The 14,510-nt window shown below is 59.9% G+C and carries 13 protein-coding genes and 1 pseudogene; 3 read left to right on the top strand and 11 right to left on the bottom strand.

The features are described 5' to 3' along the window. Nucleotides 1–2: 2 nt before the first annotated feature. The 9 genes from trbL to ACF8GF_RS06270 are packed head-to-tail and all read right to left on the bottom strand — an operon-like array spanning nt 3 to nt 8,561. Complete coding sequence (trbL, locus tag ACF8GF_RS06310; protein WP_392519706.1) at nt 3–1,163, bottom strand: P-type conjugative transfer protein TrbL; 1,161 nt, start codon at nt 1,161–1,163, stop codon at nt 3–5. Further along, nucleotides 1,160–1,345: a hypothetical protein gene (locus tag ACF8GF_RS06305; RefSeq protein WP_392519705.1), complete on the bottom strand. Its 186-nt coding sequence runs from the start codon at nt 1,343–1,345 to the stop codon at nt 1,160–1,162. Before ACF8GF_RS06305 ends, trbL begins: the two co-directional genes overlap by 4 nt. 11 nt (nt 1,346–1,356) lie before the next feature. After that, complete coding sequence (gene trbJ, locus ACF8GF_RS06300; protein WP_392519704.1) at nt 1,357–2,091, bottom strand: P-type conjugative transfer protein TrbJ; 735 nt, start codon at nt 2,089–2,091, stop codon at nt 1,357–1,359. Beyond that, complete coding sequence (gene trbE, locus ACF8GF_RS06295) at nt 2,088–4,517, bottom strand: conjugal transfer protein TrbE (RefSeq protein WP_392519703.1); 2,430 nt, start codon at nt 4,515–4,517, stop codon at nt 2,088–2,090. The genes trbJ and trbE overlap by 4 nt, the downstream gene beginning before the upstream one ends. Nucleotides 4,518–4,527: 10 nt before the next feature. Next, nucleotides 4,528–4,800, bottom strand: coding sequence for a VirB3 family type IV secretion system protein (locus tag ACF8GF_RS06290; RefSeq protein ID WP_013791229.1), 273 nt, complete (start codon nt 4,798–4,800; stop codon nt 4,528–4,530). Beyond that, nucleotides 4,797–5,138, bottom strand: coding sequence for a TrbC/VirB2 family protein (locus ACF8GF_RS06285; protein WP_392519702.1), 342 nt, complete (start codon nt 5,136–5,138; stop codon nt 4,797–4,799). The genes ACF8GF_RS06290 and ACF8GF_RS06285 overlap by 4 nt, the downstream gene beginning before the upstream one ends. Further along, nucleotides 5,135–6,142, bottom strand: a complete 1,008-nt coding sequence (gene trbB / locus ACF8GF_RS06280; RefSeq protein ID WP_392519701.1) for a P-type conjugative transfer ATPase TrbB — start codon at nt 6,140–6,142, stop codon at nt 5,135–5,137. The genes ACF8GF_RS06285 and trbB overlap by 4 nt, the downstream gene beginning before the upstream one ends. After that, a complete protein-coding gene (locus ACF8GF_RS06275; RefSeq protein ID WP_013791232.1) occupies nt 6,139–6,573 on the bottom strand; it encodes a CopG family transcriptional regulator in 435 nt (144 codons plus the stop codon). The genes trbB and ACF8GF_RS06275 overlap by 4 nt, the downstream gene beginning before the upstream one ends. Next, a complete protein-coding gene (locus ACF8GF_RS06270) occupies nt 6,570–8,561 on the bottom strand; it encodes a conjugal transfer protein TraG (protein ID WP_392519700.1) in 1,992 nt (663 codons plus the stop codon). The genes ACF8GF_RS06275 and ACF8GF_RS06270 overlap by 4 nt, the downstream gene beginning before the upstream one ends. 601 nt (nt 8,562–9,162) lie before the next feature. Here ACF8GF_RS06270 and ACF8GF_RS06265 point away from each other — a divergent pair. Genes ACF8GF_RS06265 through ACF8GF_RS06255 form a run of 3 tightly spaced genes read left to right on the top strand, consistent with a single transcriptional unit; the run spans nt 9,163 to nt 13,552 of the window. Continuing rightward, nucleotides 9,163–10,998: a VPA1262 family N-terminal domain-containing protein gene (locus tag ACF8GF_RS06265; protein ID WP_392519699.1), complete on the top strand. Its 1,836-nt coding sequence runs from the start codon at nt 9,163–9,165 to the stop codon at nt 10,996–10,998. Between the two features lie 2 nt (nt 10,999–11,000). Further along, nucleotides 11,001–11,642: a hypothetical protein gene (locus ACF8GF_RS06260; RefSeq protein ID WP_392519698.1), complete on the top strand. Its 642-nt coding sequence runs from the start codon at nt 11,001–11,003 to the stop codon at nt 11,640–11,642. A gap of 2 nt (nt 11,643–11,644) precedes the next feature. Beyond that, nucleotides 11,645–13,552: a hypothetical protein gene (locus ACF8GF_RS06255; RefSeq protein WP_392519697.1), complete on the top strand. Its 1,908-nt coding sequence runs from the start codon at nt 11,645–11,647 to the stop codon at nt 13,550–13,552. Nucleotides 13,553–13,982: 430 nt separating this feature from the next. On the opposite strand, the gene ACF8GF_RS06250 is transcribed toward ACF8GF_RS06255, so the two are convergent. Together ACF8GF_RS06250 and ACF8GF_RS06245 are read right to left on the bottom strand one after the other, a co-directional pair. Beyond that, complete coding sequence (locus ACF8GF_RS06250) at nt 13,983–14,291, bottom strand: transcriptional regulator (protein ID WP_181094500.1); 309 nt, start codon at nt 14,289–14,291, stop codon at nt 13,983–13,985. After that, nucleotides 14,288–14,510, bottom strand: a pseudogene (locus ACF8GF_RS06245) (toxin); the annotation flags it as partial. The pseudogene ACF8GF_RS06245 and the gene ACF8GF_RS06250, both read right to left, overlap by 4 nt.

The raw sequence follows: 14,510 nt of genomic DNA, 5'->3' as shown, positions 1-14,510 counted from the left end.
CTTTACGAATTCGATGGGTCGCGGATCTGCGGCCCAGGTGACGAACCACCGCCATCGCCACCACGAAGGGTGTGGGCGACCGTACTGGTGGCCTGTGATAGTTGTTGCCTGCGCTGCAGGCGCCTGGCCCAGTCGGGCTGTTTGGCAGGGGCAGTTGCAGGTTCTGAAGTGGCGGGGGCGCCACTTGCCACGGCGCTGGAAGAGGCTCCTGCCAGAGAGCGAGCGCTGCCCATTGCCAAGCGTGCTGCACCGGGTGCCATACGTGCGCCGGCCAATACCGCGCCCCCGACACCTGTGGCGACCGCAGCCGCACCTGCTGCCATGCCCGCCGCGCCTAGCGCAGTTCCGGCTGCTGCACCAGCACCCAGTTGCGGTGCGCCGGAGACCAGGCCGGTGGCAATGCCCGGCCCGAAGATGCCCAGGCCGAGCAGAGCCAGCGAGGCGAGCATGGCCACCAGCGCATGGTCGATGGAGGGCTCGTCCGGCACAGCCTGGAACTCGGCGAACAGCCCACTGCCAATGCCGACGATCACGGCCAGCACCAGCACCTTGATGCCGGACGCGACCACGTTGCCCAGCACCTTCTCGGCGAGAAAGGCGGTCTTGTTCCACAGCGCGAAGGGCACCAGCACGAAGCCAGCGAGGGTGGTCAGCTTGAACTCGATCAAGGTGACGAACAGCTGGATGGCCAGGAAGAAGAAACTGACGATCACCACCAGCCAGGCCAGAAATAACACCAGGATGCCGTGTAGGTTACTGAAGACTTCGGGAAATCCGCTGAGGCTGCTGATCTGCTCGAGCAGCGGCCCTCCGGCATCAACCCCAATCGCGGCCAATCGTCCCGGCTGCAGAAACTCCGCATGACTCAACGCGGAACCTGAGGCGAGCAGACCCAATCCCGCGAAGGAGTTGAAGACGATCTTGGCCAGCGCGTTGAAGTTGCCGATGATGAACGCGAAGGCGCCGACATAGAGGGTCTTGCGAATCAGCTTGGCGCTGACGTCCTCGCCGCCCATGGCCCAGAACAGCCCGGCCAGGGTCATGTCGATCACCACCAGAGTCATGGTGAGAAAGGCCACCTCACCGGCGAGCAGGCCGAAGCCGGTGTCGATATACAGCCCGAACACCTCGAGGAATCGGTCGATCACGCTGACGTCGTTCATTGCACGTCCTCGTCGAAGCTTGGTGGTATGACGGGTAGGTCAGCAGGACGGAGAAACTCGCCTGGATGGGCGCAGCCCGAGTAGAAGCGCTCAGTCGCATCGTCTTGCCGAGCCATGACCCCGTTGTCGTCCTGCCCGCAGGCGACCAGCACCAGCAGCGGCAGCAGTGCCAGGAGTCTCATGAGGGCGCCTCCTACCGATAGAACTGCACGGGGTGGGGGGTATAGGGAGTGCCATTGCCCATAAAGCGCCGCCGCCGTTCGCGTGCTTCCTCGGCCGCTGCAGATTGACGGGCAAGCTCCAGGGCGACGGCGCGGTTTTGGGTGATCTGAAGTTGCTGCGCCTGGATCGACTGCTTGGCCTGCAGGGCCAGCAACTGATTGGTAGCCTGGGCAGCCTGCAAGGCACCACCCGCGGACTGGCTCTGCTGTACCAGCGCGGCCAAGGCGCTTTCATCCTCGACCAGACTCTGTTTCATCTGAGCCTGTACGCGCAGCGCCGTATGCAGCCCGTCGAGGCCCTGCTGCCAGCGCTCCCGCGCTTCTTCTGCCAGGCGCTGGCTGCTGACGTCGCCGGTGTATTCGTTTGGATAGAGTCGGCTGAACTCCTGATCCAGGCGCTGCACTTCGTAGGCCAGCCCTCGCGCCTCGGTGAGCAGTCGCTCGGTATTGGCCAAGCTCGCACGTAATTGGCTGACCACGTTGTAGTCCAGACGCTGCAGGTGACGGGCCTGGTTCAGCAGCATCTGGGTTTCGTTCTGCAACTGGCGAACCTGGTTGTTTGCCATCTCCAGGGTGCGCACCGCAGTCAGCGTGTTCTGCACCAGATTGGTCGGATCGATTACGGTGAAGGCGTTGGCCGGCTTCAATGCCAGCAGGCCCAATACCAGCAGCGTGGCGCAGGGGAAATGGTGGACAGGGGATCTCATGGCAGGCACTCCTTGCGTGACGAGGGATAAGCGGTGAGCAGGTCGGCGGCCCAGTCCAGGCCGCGGTGACGCAACCAGACAGGGGCGAAACCGGCTGCGCCGGAAGACTGTTGGATTCGGTCGATCTCGCGCTGCTCGGCTGGGCTGGCCGAGGCGGCGAAGGCCAGCGCCACCGGTCCCAGGTCGAGGTCGAACAGGCGGTTGCCCAGGCGCGACTGGTAGTAGTAATCACGCTTGGGTGTGGCCTGGGCGATGATCTCGATCTGCCGGCCGTTGAGGCCGAAGCCTTGGTAGATGCCTCGGATCTGCGGCTCGCCCGCCTGCGGATTGGGCAGGAAGATGCGACTGGCGCAGCTTTCGATGATTGCCGCAGCGATGCTGGAGTCCTTGATGTCGGCCAGCGACTGGGTGGCGAAGATGACGCTGACGTTCTTCTTGCGCAGGGTCTTGAGCCACTGGCGGATGCGCGCGGCGAACAGCGGGTCGTCGAGAAACAGCCAAGCCTCGTCGAGGATCAGCAGTGTGGGCGCGCCGTCGAAACGTTCCTCGAAGCGAGCGAACAGGTAGCTCAGCACGGCAGCCACTGCCGCCTTGCTGTGCATCAGTTCCTCCATCTCGAAACACTGCACGTCGGCGCTGCCCAGACGATCCTGGTCGGCATCCAGCAATGCGCCATGCGCACCGCCCAGCACATAGGGCTGCAGCGCCTGGCGCATGGCGTTGTTCTGCAGCAGCACCGACAAACCGGTCAGTGTGCGCTGCGTCTCCGGCGCACCGGCCAGGCTGTCGAGTGCCGTCCACAGCGCAGCCTTCTGCTCGGGGCCGACGGCCACGCCTTCCTGCAGCAAGCGCGCCTCCAGCCACTCGGCGGCCCAGGCTCGGTATCCCGGCTGATCGATGCGCGCCAGAGGCTGGAAGGCCAGGTCGCCGTCGCCTCCGAGGTCGTAGTGCTCGCCACCCAGGCCCAGCACCGTTGCGCGCAGCGAACGGCCCATATCGAAGAGAAACAGGCGTGATCCCGGGTAGCGTCGAAACTGCAGAGCCAGGGTCGCCAGCAGCACTGACTTACCCATACCGGTAGGGCCAGCCACAAGGGTGTGGCCGACGTCGCCGACATGAGTGACCAGGCGAAACGGTGTTGCGCCATCGGTGCGGGTGATCACCAATGGCGGGCCATCCAGATGTTCGTTGCGTGCCGGACCAGCCCAGACTGCCGAGACCGGCATCAGGTGCGCCAGATTGAGCGTGGAGATCAGCGGCTGGCGGACGTTGGCGTAGGCGTTGCCGGGGATCGACGACAGCCAGGCCTCCACCGCGTTGAGACTCTCGGCGATGGTGACGAAACCGCGGCCCTGGATCACCCGCTCGACCCGGCGCAGCTTCTCGTCGGCGACCTGGGCGTCGGTATCGCTCACCGTCACGGTAGCCGTCACATAGCCGAAGGCGACCTGGTCGGCACCGAGCTCCTGCAGTGCCTCGTCGGCGTCGCCGGCCTTGTTCGCGGCGTCGCTGTCGAGTAGTGGGCTTTCCTGCTGGAAGATTACTTCGCGCAGCAGCGCCAGGACACCCTTGCGCTTGGCGAACCACTGTCGGCGCAGGCGCACCAGTTCCTTCTCGGCCTCGTCCTTGTCCAGGCAGATAAAGCGGGTCGACCAGCGATAGGCGAAGCCCAGACGGTTGAGGTCATCCAGCACGCCTGGCCAGGTCGAGGCGGGGAAACCACGTACCGACAGCACGCGCAGGTGCTGCTCGCCCAGGCGTGGCGCCAGGCCGGTGGCCAAAGGACTGTCGGCCAGCAGGGCGTCGAGGTGGAAGGGCACCTCTGGTACAGCCACCCGCTGGCGATGGGTCGAAATCGTGGCATGCAGGTAAGTCAGCGTCTGGCTGTCATCTAGCCAGGCAAGCTCTGGCATAACCCCATCCAGCAGATCGAAGAAACGATCCGTCTCGGCGACGAAGGCGGTCAGTCGTTCGCGCCAGTCGACTCCGCGTTGCGGCTGGTACTCGTAGAGCAGGCCGGCGGCGCGCGAGCGCGATTCTTCCGGTGGCAGGTAGAGCAGCGTCAGGTGATAACTGCTCTCGAAGTGGCTTCCGTGCGTCTCGAAGGCGGCGCGGCGCTCCTCGTCCACCAGCCAGGACAAGGGTTCCGGAAAGTCGCTGTCAGGGTAGTCCGCCGCCGCCAGACGCTCGGCCTCGACAAACAGCGCCCAGCCCGAGCCAAGGCGACGCAGGGCATTGTTCAGGCGCGCCGAGGTGGCCACCAGCTCGCCTTGGGTGGCGCTGTCCAGGTCTGGCCCGCGAAAGCGCAGGCTGCGTTGGAACGAACCGTCCTTGTTCAATACGACGCCGGGTGCGACCAGACCGGCCCAGGGTAGCAAGTCGGCGAGCTGGGCGGGGCGGCGCTGGTATTCGGTGAGGTTCAGCATGTCAGCCTCCTCACACATCCAGCAGCGACGGCTGCTTGATATGCCGGGCGAACACCTGCAGGAACTGCGGATCCAGACGGGCACCCCAGACCGCCAGCGAGTGGCCGACCAACCAAAGTGCCAAGCCAGGCAGCCACAGCTGCAGGCCCAGGCCGACCACTGCTGCCAGAGTGCCGTTGAGGATCGCCACGTTGCGTGGTGCGCCACCGAGCAAAATCGGCTCGGCCAGCGAGCGGTGCAATGGCACCTCGAAACCGGGGATGAGGTCGCGCTCGCCGTTCATGCGATCACCGCCCCGCCGGCAAAGCTGAAAAAGCTGAGGAAGAACGACGACGCGGCGAAGGCAATCGACAGGCCGAAGACGATCTGGATCAGCTTGCGAAAGCCGCCGCTGGTGTCGCCGAAGGCCAGCGTCAGGCCGGTGGTAATGATGATGATCACCGCGATGATGCGCGCCACCGGACCCTGTACCGAGTCGAGGATCGATTGCAGCGGTCCCTCCCAGGGCATGCCGGAGCCGGCGGCGAGCACGGGCAGGGAAGCGCCCAGGCAGAAGGCGCCGAGCATCAAGGCGTAGGCGCCGCGGCGACGATAAGCAGCGGAAAGCTGAAGCACAGTCATGGCTGAGTTCCTGAGGCAGAGGTGGAGCGAAGGAGGGTGTCGAGGGCGCTGAGCTGGTAGCCGCGCTCGTCATGGCCGATGACGCGGGCGATCTGCTGGACATGGCGGGCGCGGCCGCGCCCGGCGAGGAACACCACCAGGTTCACCGCCTCGGCGATCAGCGCCCTTGGCGCGGCCAGGGCAACCTCCAGGATCAGTTGCTCCAGGCGCAGCAGAGCACCCTGCGCGGAGCCGGCGTGAATCGTCGCGATACCGCCGGGATGGCCGGTGCCCCAGGCCTTGACCAGGTCCAGCGCCTCGCCGCCGCGCACCTCGCCGACCACCACGCGGTCTGGGCGCAGGCGCAGCGTGCTGCGCACCAGGTCGGCCATGGACACCACGCCAGGCTTGGTACGCAGGGCGACGTGATCGCGGGCCGGGCACTGCAGCTCGACCGTGTCCTCCAGCACCATCACGCGATCGCCGCTGTCGGCCACCTCGGCCAGCAGTGCGTTGGCCAGCGTGGTCTTGCCGCTGCTCGTACCGCCGGCCACCAGGATGTTCTGCCGCTCGCGCACGGCCACGCGCAGGTACTCGGCCTGGGTGGCGCTGAGGATGCCGTCGGCGACGTACTGCTGCAGCGGGATTACGCCAGCGGCGCGCTTGCGCAGCGCGAAGGTCGGCCCGGCCACCACCGGCGGCAGCACGCCCTCGAAGCGCTCGCCGGTTTCCGGCAGCTCGGCGCTCAGCAGCGGCCTGCCATGATGCACTTCCGCGCCGACATGCGCGGCCACCAGGCGGATGATCCGCTCGCCGTCGGCAGCTGCCAGCGTGCCCAGATGGGCGCGGCCAATTGACAGGCGATCCAGCCAGAGCAGGCCGTCGGGGTTGAGCATCACCTCGACCACGTCCGGATCATCCAGGGCCGCCGCGATCAGCGGGCCCATCGCCGTGCGCAACATGCGGGTGCGACGATCCAAGGAGGTCACCGCCGCGTTCAGCACGATGGAAGAGGAGCTGTTCATAGGCGCTCTCCAGTGGCCTGAGCCTCTGCCTGAACCTCCTCGTGTATGTCCCTGACCAGGCTGCGCCCGCGCTGCAGGTGACGTCCCAGTTGCTCGACAAACTGGCTGAAGCGCAGCTTGCCCTGCGCGCGTGCTGCTTCCTGATGCGCCTCTGGTACCGGCGTGCTGACCGTGAGGTAGTAGCGCACGTACAGCGCCACGGTCTCGATCAGGATGTGCTGGTCGCGCTCCAGGCGCTCGAACTGACGTGACAGGCGATCCAGGCGTTTGGCCATGGCCACCTCGCGCTGCTCGCCGGACTCGGGCGACAGCCAGGAGGCCAGCGCCGCGGCGATGATCGAGGACTTCGATACGCCCTTGGTGATCGCCAGTTCGTTCAGGCGCTTGGCATGCTCGGGTTGGATAAACAGGTTGAGGCGGGCTCGGCTCATAGGGCTATTCCATCGTCAGGGTCGAGGGCGGCCAGCCGCGCCACGCGCTGCAGGCGTGGATCCGGCTGGGTGGGGAAGGGCGTGGAAATGTCGTCCTCGTCGAGCAGCAGCAGGTCGCTGGCCAGCTCGTCGTGATCCGGCAACTCGGCGAACTCCGTCAGCTCGGGCTGACGGCGTGGGCCGCCGTCCTCGATGGTCTCGTCATCGCTCAGATCGGTCGGCGACGCGGCAACGACTACGGGCACGGCCAGGCTGCTCCAGTCGTCCGCGCGCGGCGCCGGTGTGTCGGCGTAGCGACCCGGCTGCAAGCGCGGCGCCGGCAGCACCCGGCTCTGGAAGTTGGCGTCGGTGAAGTAGCGCAGCTTCTTCGCGCGGATCGGAGCGAGACCTGAGAGCATCACCACGGCCTCGTCGCTTGGCAGTTGCATGACCTCGCCCGGGGTCAGCAGTGGGCGGGCGGTTTCCTGGCGCGACACCATCAGATGGCCCAGCCAGGGCGCCAGACGGTGGCCGGCGTAATTGCGCTGCGCGCGCAGTTCGGTGGCGGTGCCCAGGGTCTCGGAGATGCGTTTGGCGGTGCGTTCGTCGTTGGTGGCGAAGGTCACCCGCGCATGGCAGTTATCGAGGATCGAGTGGTTCTGGCCGTAGGCCTTGTCGATCTGGTTCAACGACTGCGAAATGAGGAAGGCGCGCAGCCCATAGCCGGCCATGAAGGCCAGCGCTGTCTCGAAGAAATCAAGCCGCCCCAGCGCCGGAAACTCATCAAGCATCAACAGCAGCTTGTGCCGGCGCTCGATACCATCGGAGCCGTCGAGCGACTCGGTCAGGCGCCGGCCGACCTGATTGAGGATCAGGCGGATCAACGGCTTGGTGCGGCTGATATCCGAGGGCGGCACTACCAGGTACAGCGACACCGGATGCTCGGCCGAGATCAGGTCGGCGATGCGCCAGTCGCAGCGAGAGGTTACCTCGGCCACCGTCGGGTCGCGGTAAAGGCCGAGGAAGGACATGGCCGTGGACAGCACGCCCGAGCGCTCGTTGTCGCTCTTGTTCAGCACCTCCCGCGCGGCCGAGGCCACCACCGGATGCGGTGCATCGCCCAAGTGCGGCGTGGTCATCATCCGGTGCAGGGTCAGCTCGAAGGTGCAGGCCGGATCGGAGAGGAAGTTGGCTACGCCGCGCAGGGTCTTGTCTTGGCCGGCGTAGAGCACGTGCAGGATGGCGCCGACCAGCAGCGCATGGCTGGTCTTCTCCCAGTGATTGCGCCGCTCCAGCGCGCCCTCAGGGTCGACCAGGATATCAGCGATGTTCTGCACGTCGCGCACCTCGTGTGCACCGCGACGCACTTCCAGCAGCGGGTTGTAGGCGGCCGAAGCCAGGTCGGTGGGGTTGAATAACAGGCAGTAGGAGAAGCGCGAACGCCAGCCCGCGGTTAGGCTCCAGTTCTCGCCCTTGATGTCGTGGATCACGGCCGAGGCCGGCCAGGAGAGCAGGGTAGGTACCACCAGGCCAACGCCCTTACCTGAGCGCGTCGGCGCGAAGGTCAGCACATGTTCGGGGCCTTCGTGGCGCAGGTACTGATCGTCGAATTGGCCGAGGAACACGCCCGCAGGCTGGGTCAGCCCGGCCTTGCGTACTTCGTCGGCATTGGCCCAACGCGCCGAGCCGTAGGTGGTGACGCGCCGTGCCTGGCGCGCGCGCCAGATAGCCATACCAATGGCCACCACCGACGCCAGCAGGCTGCTGCAAGCGGCGATGCTGCCGCCGATGTTGAAGACGTCCGGCGCATAGGCATCGAAGACGAACCACCACTCGAATAGACGCCAGGGGTGATACACCGGCGTGCCCAGCAACTCGAACCAGGGTGCCCCCAGGCGAGCCTGGTAGCCGAGCGCTGCAGCGGTCCACTGCGTAGCACCCCATACCCCGGACAGGGTGATGGCCAACACCACCAGCATCTGGCCGTAAAGCACCGTTGTCGCTTGCATCCCTGAACCCAACCTCCCAGGCAAAACGCACGGCACGCCGATGTGCCGCGGGCGAGAGGTTCGGTACTGGAAGGGAAGGGGTCAAAGACCGTTTCGGTGGGGAATATAAGACGGTTGGGACAACAAAGCAGGCTGTGGCGGTCGGTGGAAAAGCTCAGCAGGGTGTGTACACGAGGTAGATGTCTATCAGAAGCTGCACTTGGCGACTGGCAGAAACCGACCATTCGCTCACAACCGTCTTCTGACCGGTCAGCGCCTGGCTCCCTTTGATCGAGGGCTACGCATCATTCCGACTATGGACGCGGAGATGGCACATTGCTAGCCTACGGGTTCTTAGGTACAGCCAACTGGACAGATGCCTTCAGAACAAGCTTCCTCAGCTAGGAAGGTTTATGTTGATGCAGGAATGAGCACCCTGCGCTACCGAGCATGGGGGCGGCAATTACAGGAGACAGCCAAGTCCAGATCTTCCCTTCCGGCTACGCCTCCAGATTCCTCCGTGCCGCTACATAATGGACAGGCATGCACCCGGCAGAATGACCTTCGAGGTGGTACTCCACTGAACTCTTAACTCAGGCCTCCCACCGATACCGAGCCCTACATGGAAAGTGAAAGCAGTAACCCATACAGCAAATTGATTGAGGGCTTCGAACATGCCGTCGTGCATGTCGCGGTGGTTGTACCACCATCTTCGAAGCCTTCTACATCTGACGCTCCGCTAACATCTGAACGACCTCCTCTGCGTTTACTGTTCGCATCGGTCTGGTTCCTGGCGTCAGGAAGGCAAGTCCCATCGAGACCTCCCAAGCCCTACTTCAAAAAAATCAAGGAAGAGGGCGCTATTGCAGTCGATCGTATCGTTATGACCGCGGAAGAGGCCGTCCGATGGTACCGAAGCGCATCGGAAGAACTTCATACACCTAGGCCCCTAAATGGTTTCCGGGAGGGCTCCGACGACGTCCCCCTCTCCGCTGACAGGCTAAGCGACTTCCCAAGGTGGCCTGTACTGGGCGTACCAATGGAAAGTGACGACATCACACTTAAATCTGAACGTTCTTCCATCCCGTTCCGTAACCTCGGCATCATGAGGTACTCACGTCGAATTTCGGACAGCCAAGAATGGCCGAGCTTCCTTGACCAAGAGGGACAAAGCAAACATTGCCAGGAAGCTTTCCAATTCCTAGAGCACCATATGCATGTCAATTTTAGGGAGTACCCTGAATATCTGGGGGGGATGGTACTGGGAGTGCCTGACTGCGATGTCCTTTCAGTCCGACAATTCGTTGATTCTAAAGAGGACAACTCTGAATCGTTGTACTTCCATTTGAAGCCCCACCCAGGCCGGAAGCTTCAAGGTCTAAGCTTGACCTCGATGGAAGGCCAGGAAGGTGTACTCACCTCATTTGATACAGTTCCGGTACCGGAAGATGGATTGGTTGAAATTAAAAGACCATACTCTATCCACGTCTCAGGGCTAGTTCTGACACACAAGGAGCGCGGGGTGTTGATGCAAACGCCCATGCGACAGTTCATGCGGCAAATGAACATGACGACAGAGTTGGTCGAACGACGCGTCAAGGTTCAAGCCCCTGAAACTGATAAAAAGAAGAGCCCAGTCAATGAGTACGTTGCCGAAAAGAAAACGTTGGCATCCTCTCAAACGTTTGGTGAGGCACCGAACACAACAGGCGCCTTTCAGCGTTTGCTGGACGCAAAAAGCGAACGACTGCTCAATCACAGCGCCCAGCTATATGATCAGACTTGGTTTACGACTGGCCAACGCAAAGAGGCACTCGAACACATCAGGGAAAAGCTTAAACACGCTCGCTCCACTATTTTCATCGCAGATCCCTACTTCAGCGCAAATCAAATCTCCCAATACCTGTATTCCATAGAGCGAGACGAGATAAAGATACAAATCCTGACCTCAAATGGCGCTTTCAAGAAGATCAAGGAAGCAGAAGCCGGCACTGAGGCTGATACTAGTGAGGGCTCCCTGGATACTCACCAAACATTGCTCCAGAACCTGAATATATTCCAAGCCAGTCACAAAAATAGTATTGAAGTCAAAGTAGCGAATACAGAAAGCAGTCTGTTCCATGATCGATTCCTCGCCGTCGACAGTCGCGTGTGGATGCTCGGCAGTTCGCTGAACTCTATCGGCATACGGCCAACGCTTATCATGCGCATACCGCATGGTGAAAAAATTCTCGCCCACCTTATGAGCCTCTACAAAAACGCCATTCCTCTGGAGGATTTCAAAGTTCCGCGGGAAGCCCCCAAAAAACCATGTGTGCACTGTGGGCGTGACATGGAAGACACGAAAGAAGCGCAGCTGCCAAAAGCGGAGGGAGGGGGTCAGGAGCAGGGTATGCCGAGCGGGCAAGGGACGCAGAACGCGGAGATGCAGGACACACCGGACGCGCAGGGTCGTTAATAATGGCTAAGTTCTCGTCCCAGATTAGTATCAGCACGACAGCGCCGGCGGCAGAGACAAATTTTACTCCGCAGCTACTAATACCTTGCGAGGCGCCCTACCGGGACGAATCACGCCATCATTTTCCATGTATTCATGCCATCAAGGCTCGTCGTGCAGTTCCGGATGTACGGTTAGTTGAAGAATTTGAAAAAGCGATTAGTGCTGCACAAAAGGTCTGGATAATTGACAAACATTTATTCTCTGCGGATGGCCCAAAACCAGACCATGGCCGAAGAATTAAAAAGGTTGTGGACTGGTTTTACACAGAAAATATTCAAGCGGTAAAAATATTAACTGGTCATCATGATTCACAGAAAGAAATCGAGAAAGGTTTCGAGGATTTAAAACAGATCGTAACAGAAGATCGAGCCAAACTCGCCCCACCCATCACAATAGCGCTCTCATTTGCCCTCAGAGACGCCGATTGCATTCACGATCGCTTTGCTATCATCGATAACGAATTATGGCATTTTGGTGCAACTGTAGGCGGTTTTCACCGGGACGTAAATGCTGTGAGTAGAGGCTGGAATGCTCAGGCTCATGACGCAGTACAGTTTTTTGATACAGCTTGGAAGATGGCCAACGGCAACGGGAGAAAATAGTCATGAACAAAGAATGGCAATTGCCGCCCGCTTATGAGTCGGACATGCACAAATCGTACACAATCGCCGAGTCGGTGATTGGAGACTTCGCAGAAGGTCGCTTCGCACCTCCCGATGTATTGTTGACGTCTGTTAAAGAATACTTCTGTGCCCAAGACGATGCCAAGAATGCTCTTAAGAAGTTTACCACCCAACTAGGCGGTTCCAGCGAGGACTTCGATGCGTCAGACGATCCGAGAATTCAGGCGGCCTTGGCGATCGGAATTGTAACGATCTGGGCCTCTTCAGAAACCGAAAACCGGTACAACGCCTTCAGGACTCTCGTCCGAAACTCATGGTGGGTTGAACACTTGTGGACGGAAGTGGCACTGGTTATAGCCCTGAAAAATAATGTTTTCAAAGAAGTAATCTTAAATTTAGCCGAAAAATATTTCGCCGATGCTGAAAAAAAGCTGCTTCAGGAATATGGGGTTGATCCATCTCATCCAACCACACTCGATGAAATTTGGTACGGACATACTAGGGAAAGTCGGGTCGATGAATCCAGTTGGCCATGGATTGAATTGCTAGCAAGGCTCGATCCCGACAAACTGTTTAAATGGATGAATTCCACACAAAGCCTACTCTTGATCAATCGAGTACTCGACAGCCCGGAGTTTTACCGTAACTACGAACTGTGGGAGCAGTTCACACTCGGGGCTCCACCAAGTTTCCAAAGCGATGGCTCGTGGAATGGAGCCCTATTGCTTCCCAGTTTGCTCAGGTACGGAAGTGCGAAAATCATCCACATAGCCGATGGCCGAGAATACCATCCGTCTGTGCTAGAGCCGCACGTCAGGTCACTGCTCGCCTGTTTCGTAGCTACTGTCGCTAAAAGATCCGATTTCGAGGGCCTGTTCAAGCGTTGGGGTACGTGGCTCACTCGCCAGCATCTTAACTTTCCTGATAACAACTCGGATAAAAAACGACCTCTGAGCAGCCTAGATATATTATGGGAATTAGCCGATAAACTCCCACTTCCCTGTTCCCCAACCGTTTCCGACCAATTGAATTTTTCTTGGGAGCCATGGGTTTACCAATCCATGCTAGCACTTCTACATTCGAACGCCCCCAACAAATTTCCGACACCGGACGTCAGTGCTTTCATAAAAGAGTGGAACTTGACACCTACCGAGTGGAATTCCTCCAAAGGTAAGTCGCTTCGAAGCCATGTTAGTGAATATCACGCCACTCAGCCCAACAACTATGCCTGCCGGGTGCTTGGGTATTCTGTCGCATTGAGCGATGACTTCACCAGTCACTGGCTGAGCATGTGGAACTCTAGCGTTGCGCTGAGAGAAATTCTCGAGTTCCGTCCAATTTATAAAATTTCCAAAGAATGGCAACCTTCGGATGCTTCAGGACTGATGCGCACATTGGTTGACATAGGCTTGGGGATTCTGGACTGTACTGCCAACGCACAGGAAACTCTCAACCCCGAAATACTTAAGCAATCCGCCGAGCTATTTCATGCGCTGTGGGAGGCTACCACTGAGATGTTGAGCATTGACTTCTATGGTGACGACTTCTGGCCAATCATGCAGCAACACCTAGTCATTCGCAGACTACGGTGGACAGTCGAAGCAGAGAGCGCGAATGATGAGCATTGTAGTAAATGGCTAGATCTGGCCGCCTACCCGACGTCACGGGAAACATTGGCCTTAGTCTCCAGCAATCCCTGTTCATTCATAAGCCTGCTGCCCCTGCTTGTGCAAAACCAAATTCCCAAGCAAGCCTTGAAGGACTTGGTCAACCAGATCGAAATTGACTTAGCTTCTCTCGCATCGAGTGCAGCCAGATACCAGAGTGGGCCTGAGAAGAAATTCAAGATATATCCTTATCACGTCAACTTGATCGAAGAGTTAGCTTAGATCTGCAAATGATATGGGTGAGTCGCCCCCTATTTCTGTAGGCGCTTTCAAGCTTCAAGGAGGAACTGCTCACCCTGTCCGCGTTTGGTCGATTTCTACCGGTTGTGATCGGCAATCCGTGACCGGAGGTCGCCCCCTACCTGATAGTAGGTTTACCCTCAGCGCTGGGAGTTATTCGGCTGGCAACTTTGTCATCCGGTTGAAGCAGATTACTTTCCGCTCCAGAACATCTCGAAATGGGTAGTCTGGATGATCGAGGTGACAGGACATGGAGCCATCAGCGCCCTACAGACGTTGCCGAAGGGCGAAATGACTCGTGGTGCAGGCTTTTGCATGCCGCCCGCTTCACTTGTTTCCCAATCAATTTGGGGGCCGGCGAGTGATTCTGCCGACCCGCTGCTGTTACAAGGAACAACAGCACTCTGGTGATCTACGCCAGTTCGCGTATGAGTTCAGGGTGCTTGCTTAGGACACGGATCAAGACGGTGGCCTGATCGTTGGGTTTTGAGCGGTTCTGCTCCCAGTTCTTTAAGGTCGCAGGCTTGGCGTGAATGGCCTGCGCAAATACACCCTGGGACATTTGCAGCTTTTCGCGCAGTGCGACGATTTCCGCACCTGTCGCGGGTTCGATTGGCTTGTATTCAACCTTGTGAGTACGCAGCGTACGCTTGCCTTCACGTGCTGCGGCAAGGTCGTCGAAACCTTCGATCAGCTCGGAAAAAATATCGCGTTTGGTCATGGTGCTTGCCTCGCCTTCACTTCGCGTTCAAGGAGCGCTTTCAACTGCCTAAGCTGGTCACTGCTCAGGTCATTGAGTTCGTCTTTGTCATACAGGGTGAAGAGCCAGAACTGCAGACCGCTGTGCCAGTAGTAATAAATCACCCGAACGCCACCTCGCTTTCCCTTGCTGCGCCTGACTGATCCGAAGCGAACCTTCCTCAGGCCACCGCTGTTGGCG

This window comes from Pseudomonas sp. yb_5 (genome assembly GCF_043103865.1).
GTDB classification, from domain to species: domain Bacteria; phylum Pseudomonadota; class Gammaproteobacteria; order Pseudomonadales; family Pseudomonadaceae; genus Aquipseudomonas; species Aquipseudomonas putida_Y.
This window is presented reverse-complemented; position numbering and strand designations above follow the sequence as displayed.

What these genes read in the sequence shown, in the direction of transcription:
- trbL (WP_392519706.1), bottom strand. Translation starts at nt 1,163, where the DNA reads ATGAACGACGTCAGCGTGATCGACCGATTCCTCGAGGTGTTCGGGCTG.
- ACF8GF_RS06305 (WP_392519705.1), bottom strand. Translation starts at nt 1,345, where the DNA reads ATGAGACTCCTGGCACTGCTGCCGCTGCTGGTGCTGGTCGCCTGCGGG.
- trbJ (WP_392519704.1), bottom strand. Translation starts at nt 2,091, where the DNA reads ATGAGATCCCCTGTCCACCATTTCCCCTGCGCCACGCTGCTGGTATTG.
- trbE (WP_392519703.1), bottom strand. Translation starts at nt 4,517, where the DNA reads ATGCTGAACCTCACCGAATACCAGCGCCGCCCCGCCCAGCTCGCCGAC.
- ACF8GF_RS06290 (WP_013791229.1), bottom strand. Translation starts at nt 4,800, where the DNA reads ATGAACGGCGAGCGCGACCTCATCCCCGGTTTCGAGGTGCCATTGCAC.
- ACF8GF_RS06285 (WP_392519702.1), bottom strand. Translation starts at nt 5,138, where the DNA reads ATGACTGTGCTTCAGCTTTCCGCTGCTTATCGTCGCCGCGGCGCCTAC.
- trbB (WP_392519701.1), bottom strand. Translation starts at nt 6,142, where the DNA reads ATGAACAGCTCCTCTTCCATCGTGCTGAACGCGGCGGTGACCTCCTTG.
- ACF8GF_RS06275 (WP_013791232.1), bottom strand. Translation starts at nt 6,573, where the DNA reads ATGAGCCGAGCCCGCCTCAACCTGTTTATCCAACCCGAGCATGCCAAG.
- ACF8GF_RS06270 (WP_392519700.1), bottom strand. Translation starts at nt 8,561, where the DNA reads ATGCAAGCGACAACGGTGCTTTACGGCCAGATGCTGGTGGTGTTGGCC.
- ACF8GF_RS06265 (WP_392519699.1), top strand. Translation starts at nt 9,163, where the DNA reads ATGGAAAGTGAAAGCAGTAACCCATACAGCAAATTGATTGAGGGCTTC.
- ACF8GF_RS06260 (WP_392519698.1), top strand. Translation starts at nt 11,001, where the DNA reads ATGGCTAAGTTCTCGTCCCAGATTAGTATCAGCACGACAGCGCCGGCG.
- ACF8GF_RS06255 (WP_392519697.1), top strand. Translation starts at nt 11,645, where the DNA reads ATGAACAAAGAATGGCAATTGCCGCCCGCTTATGAGTCGGACATGCAC.
- ACF8GF_RS06250 (WP_181094500.1), bottom strand. Translation starts at nt 14,291, where the DNA reads ATGACCAAACGCGATATTTTTTCCGAGCTGATCGAAGGTTTCGACGAC.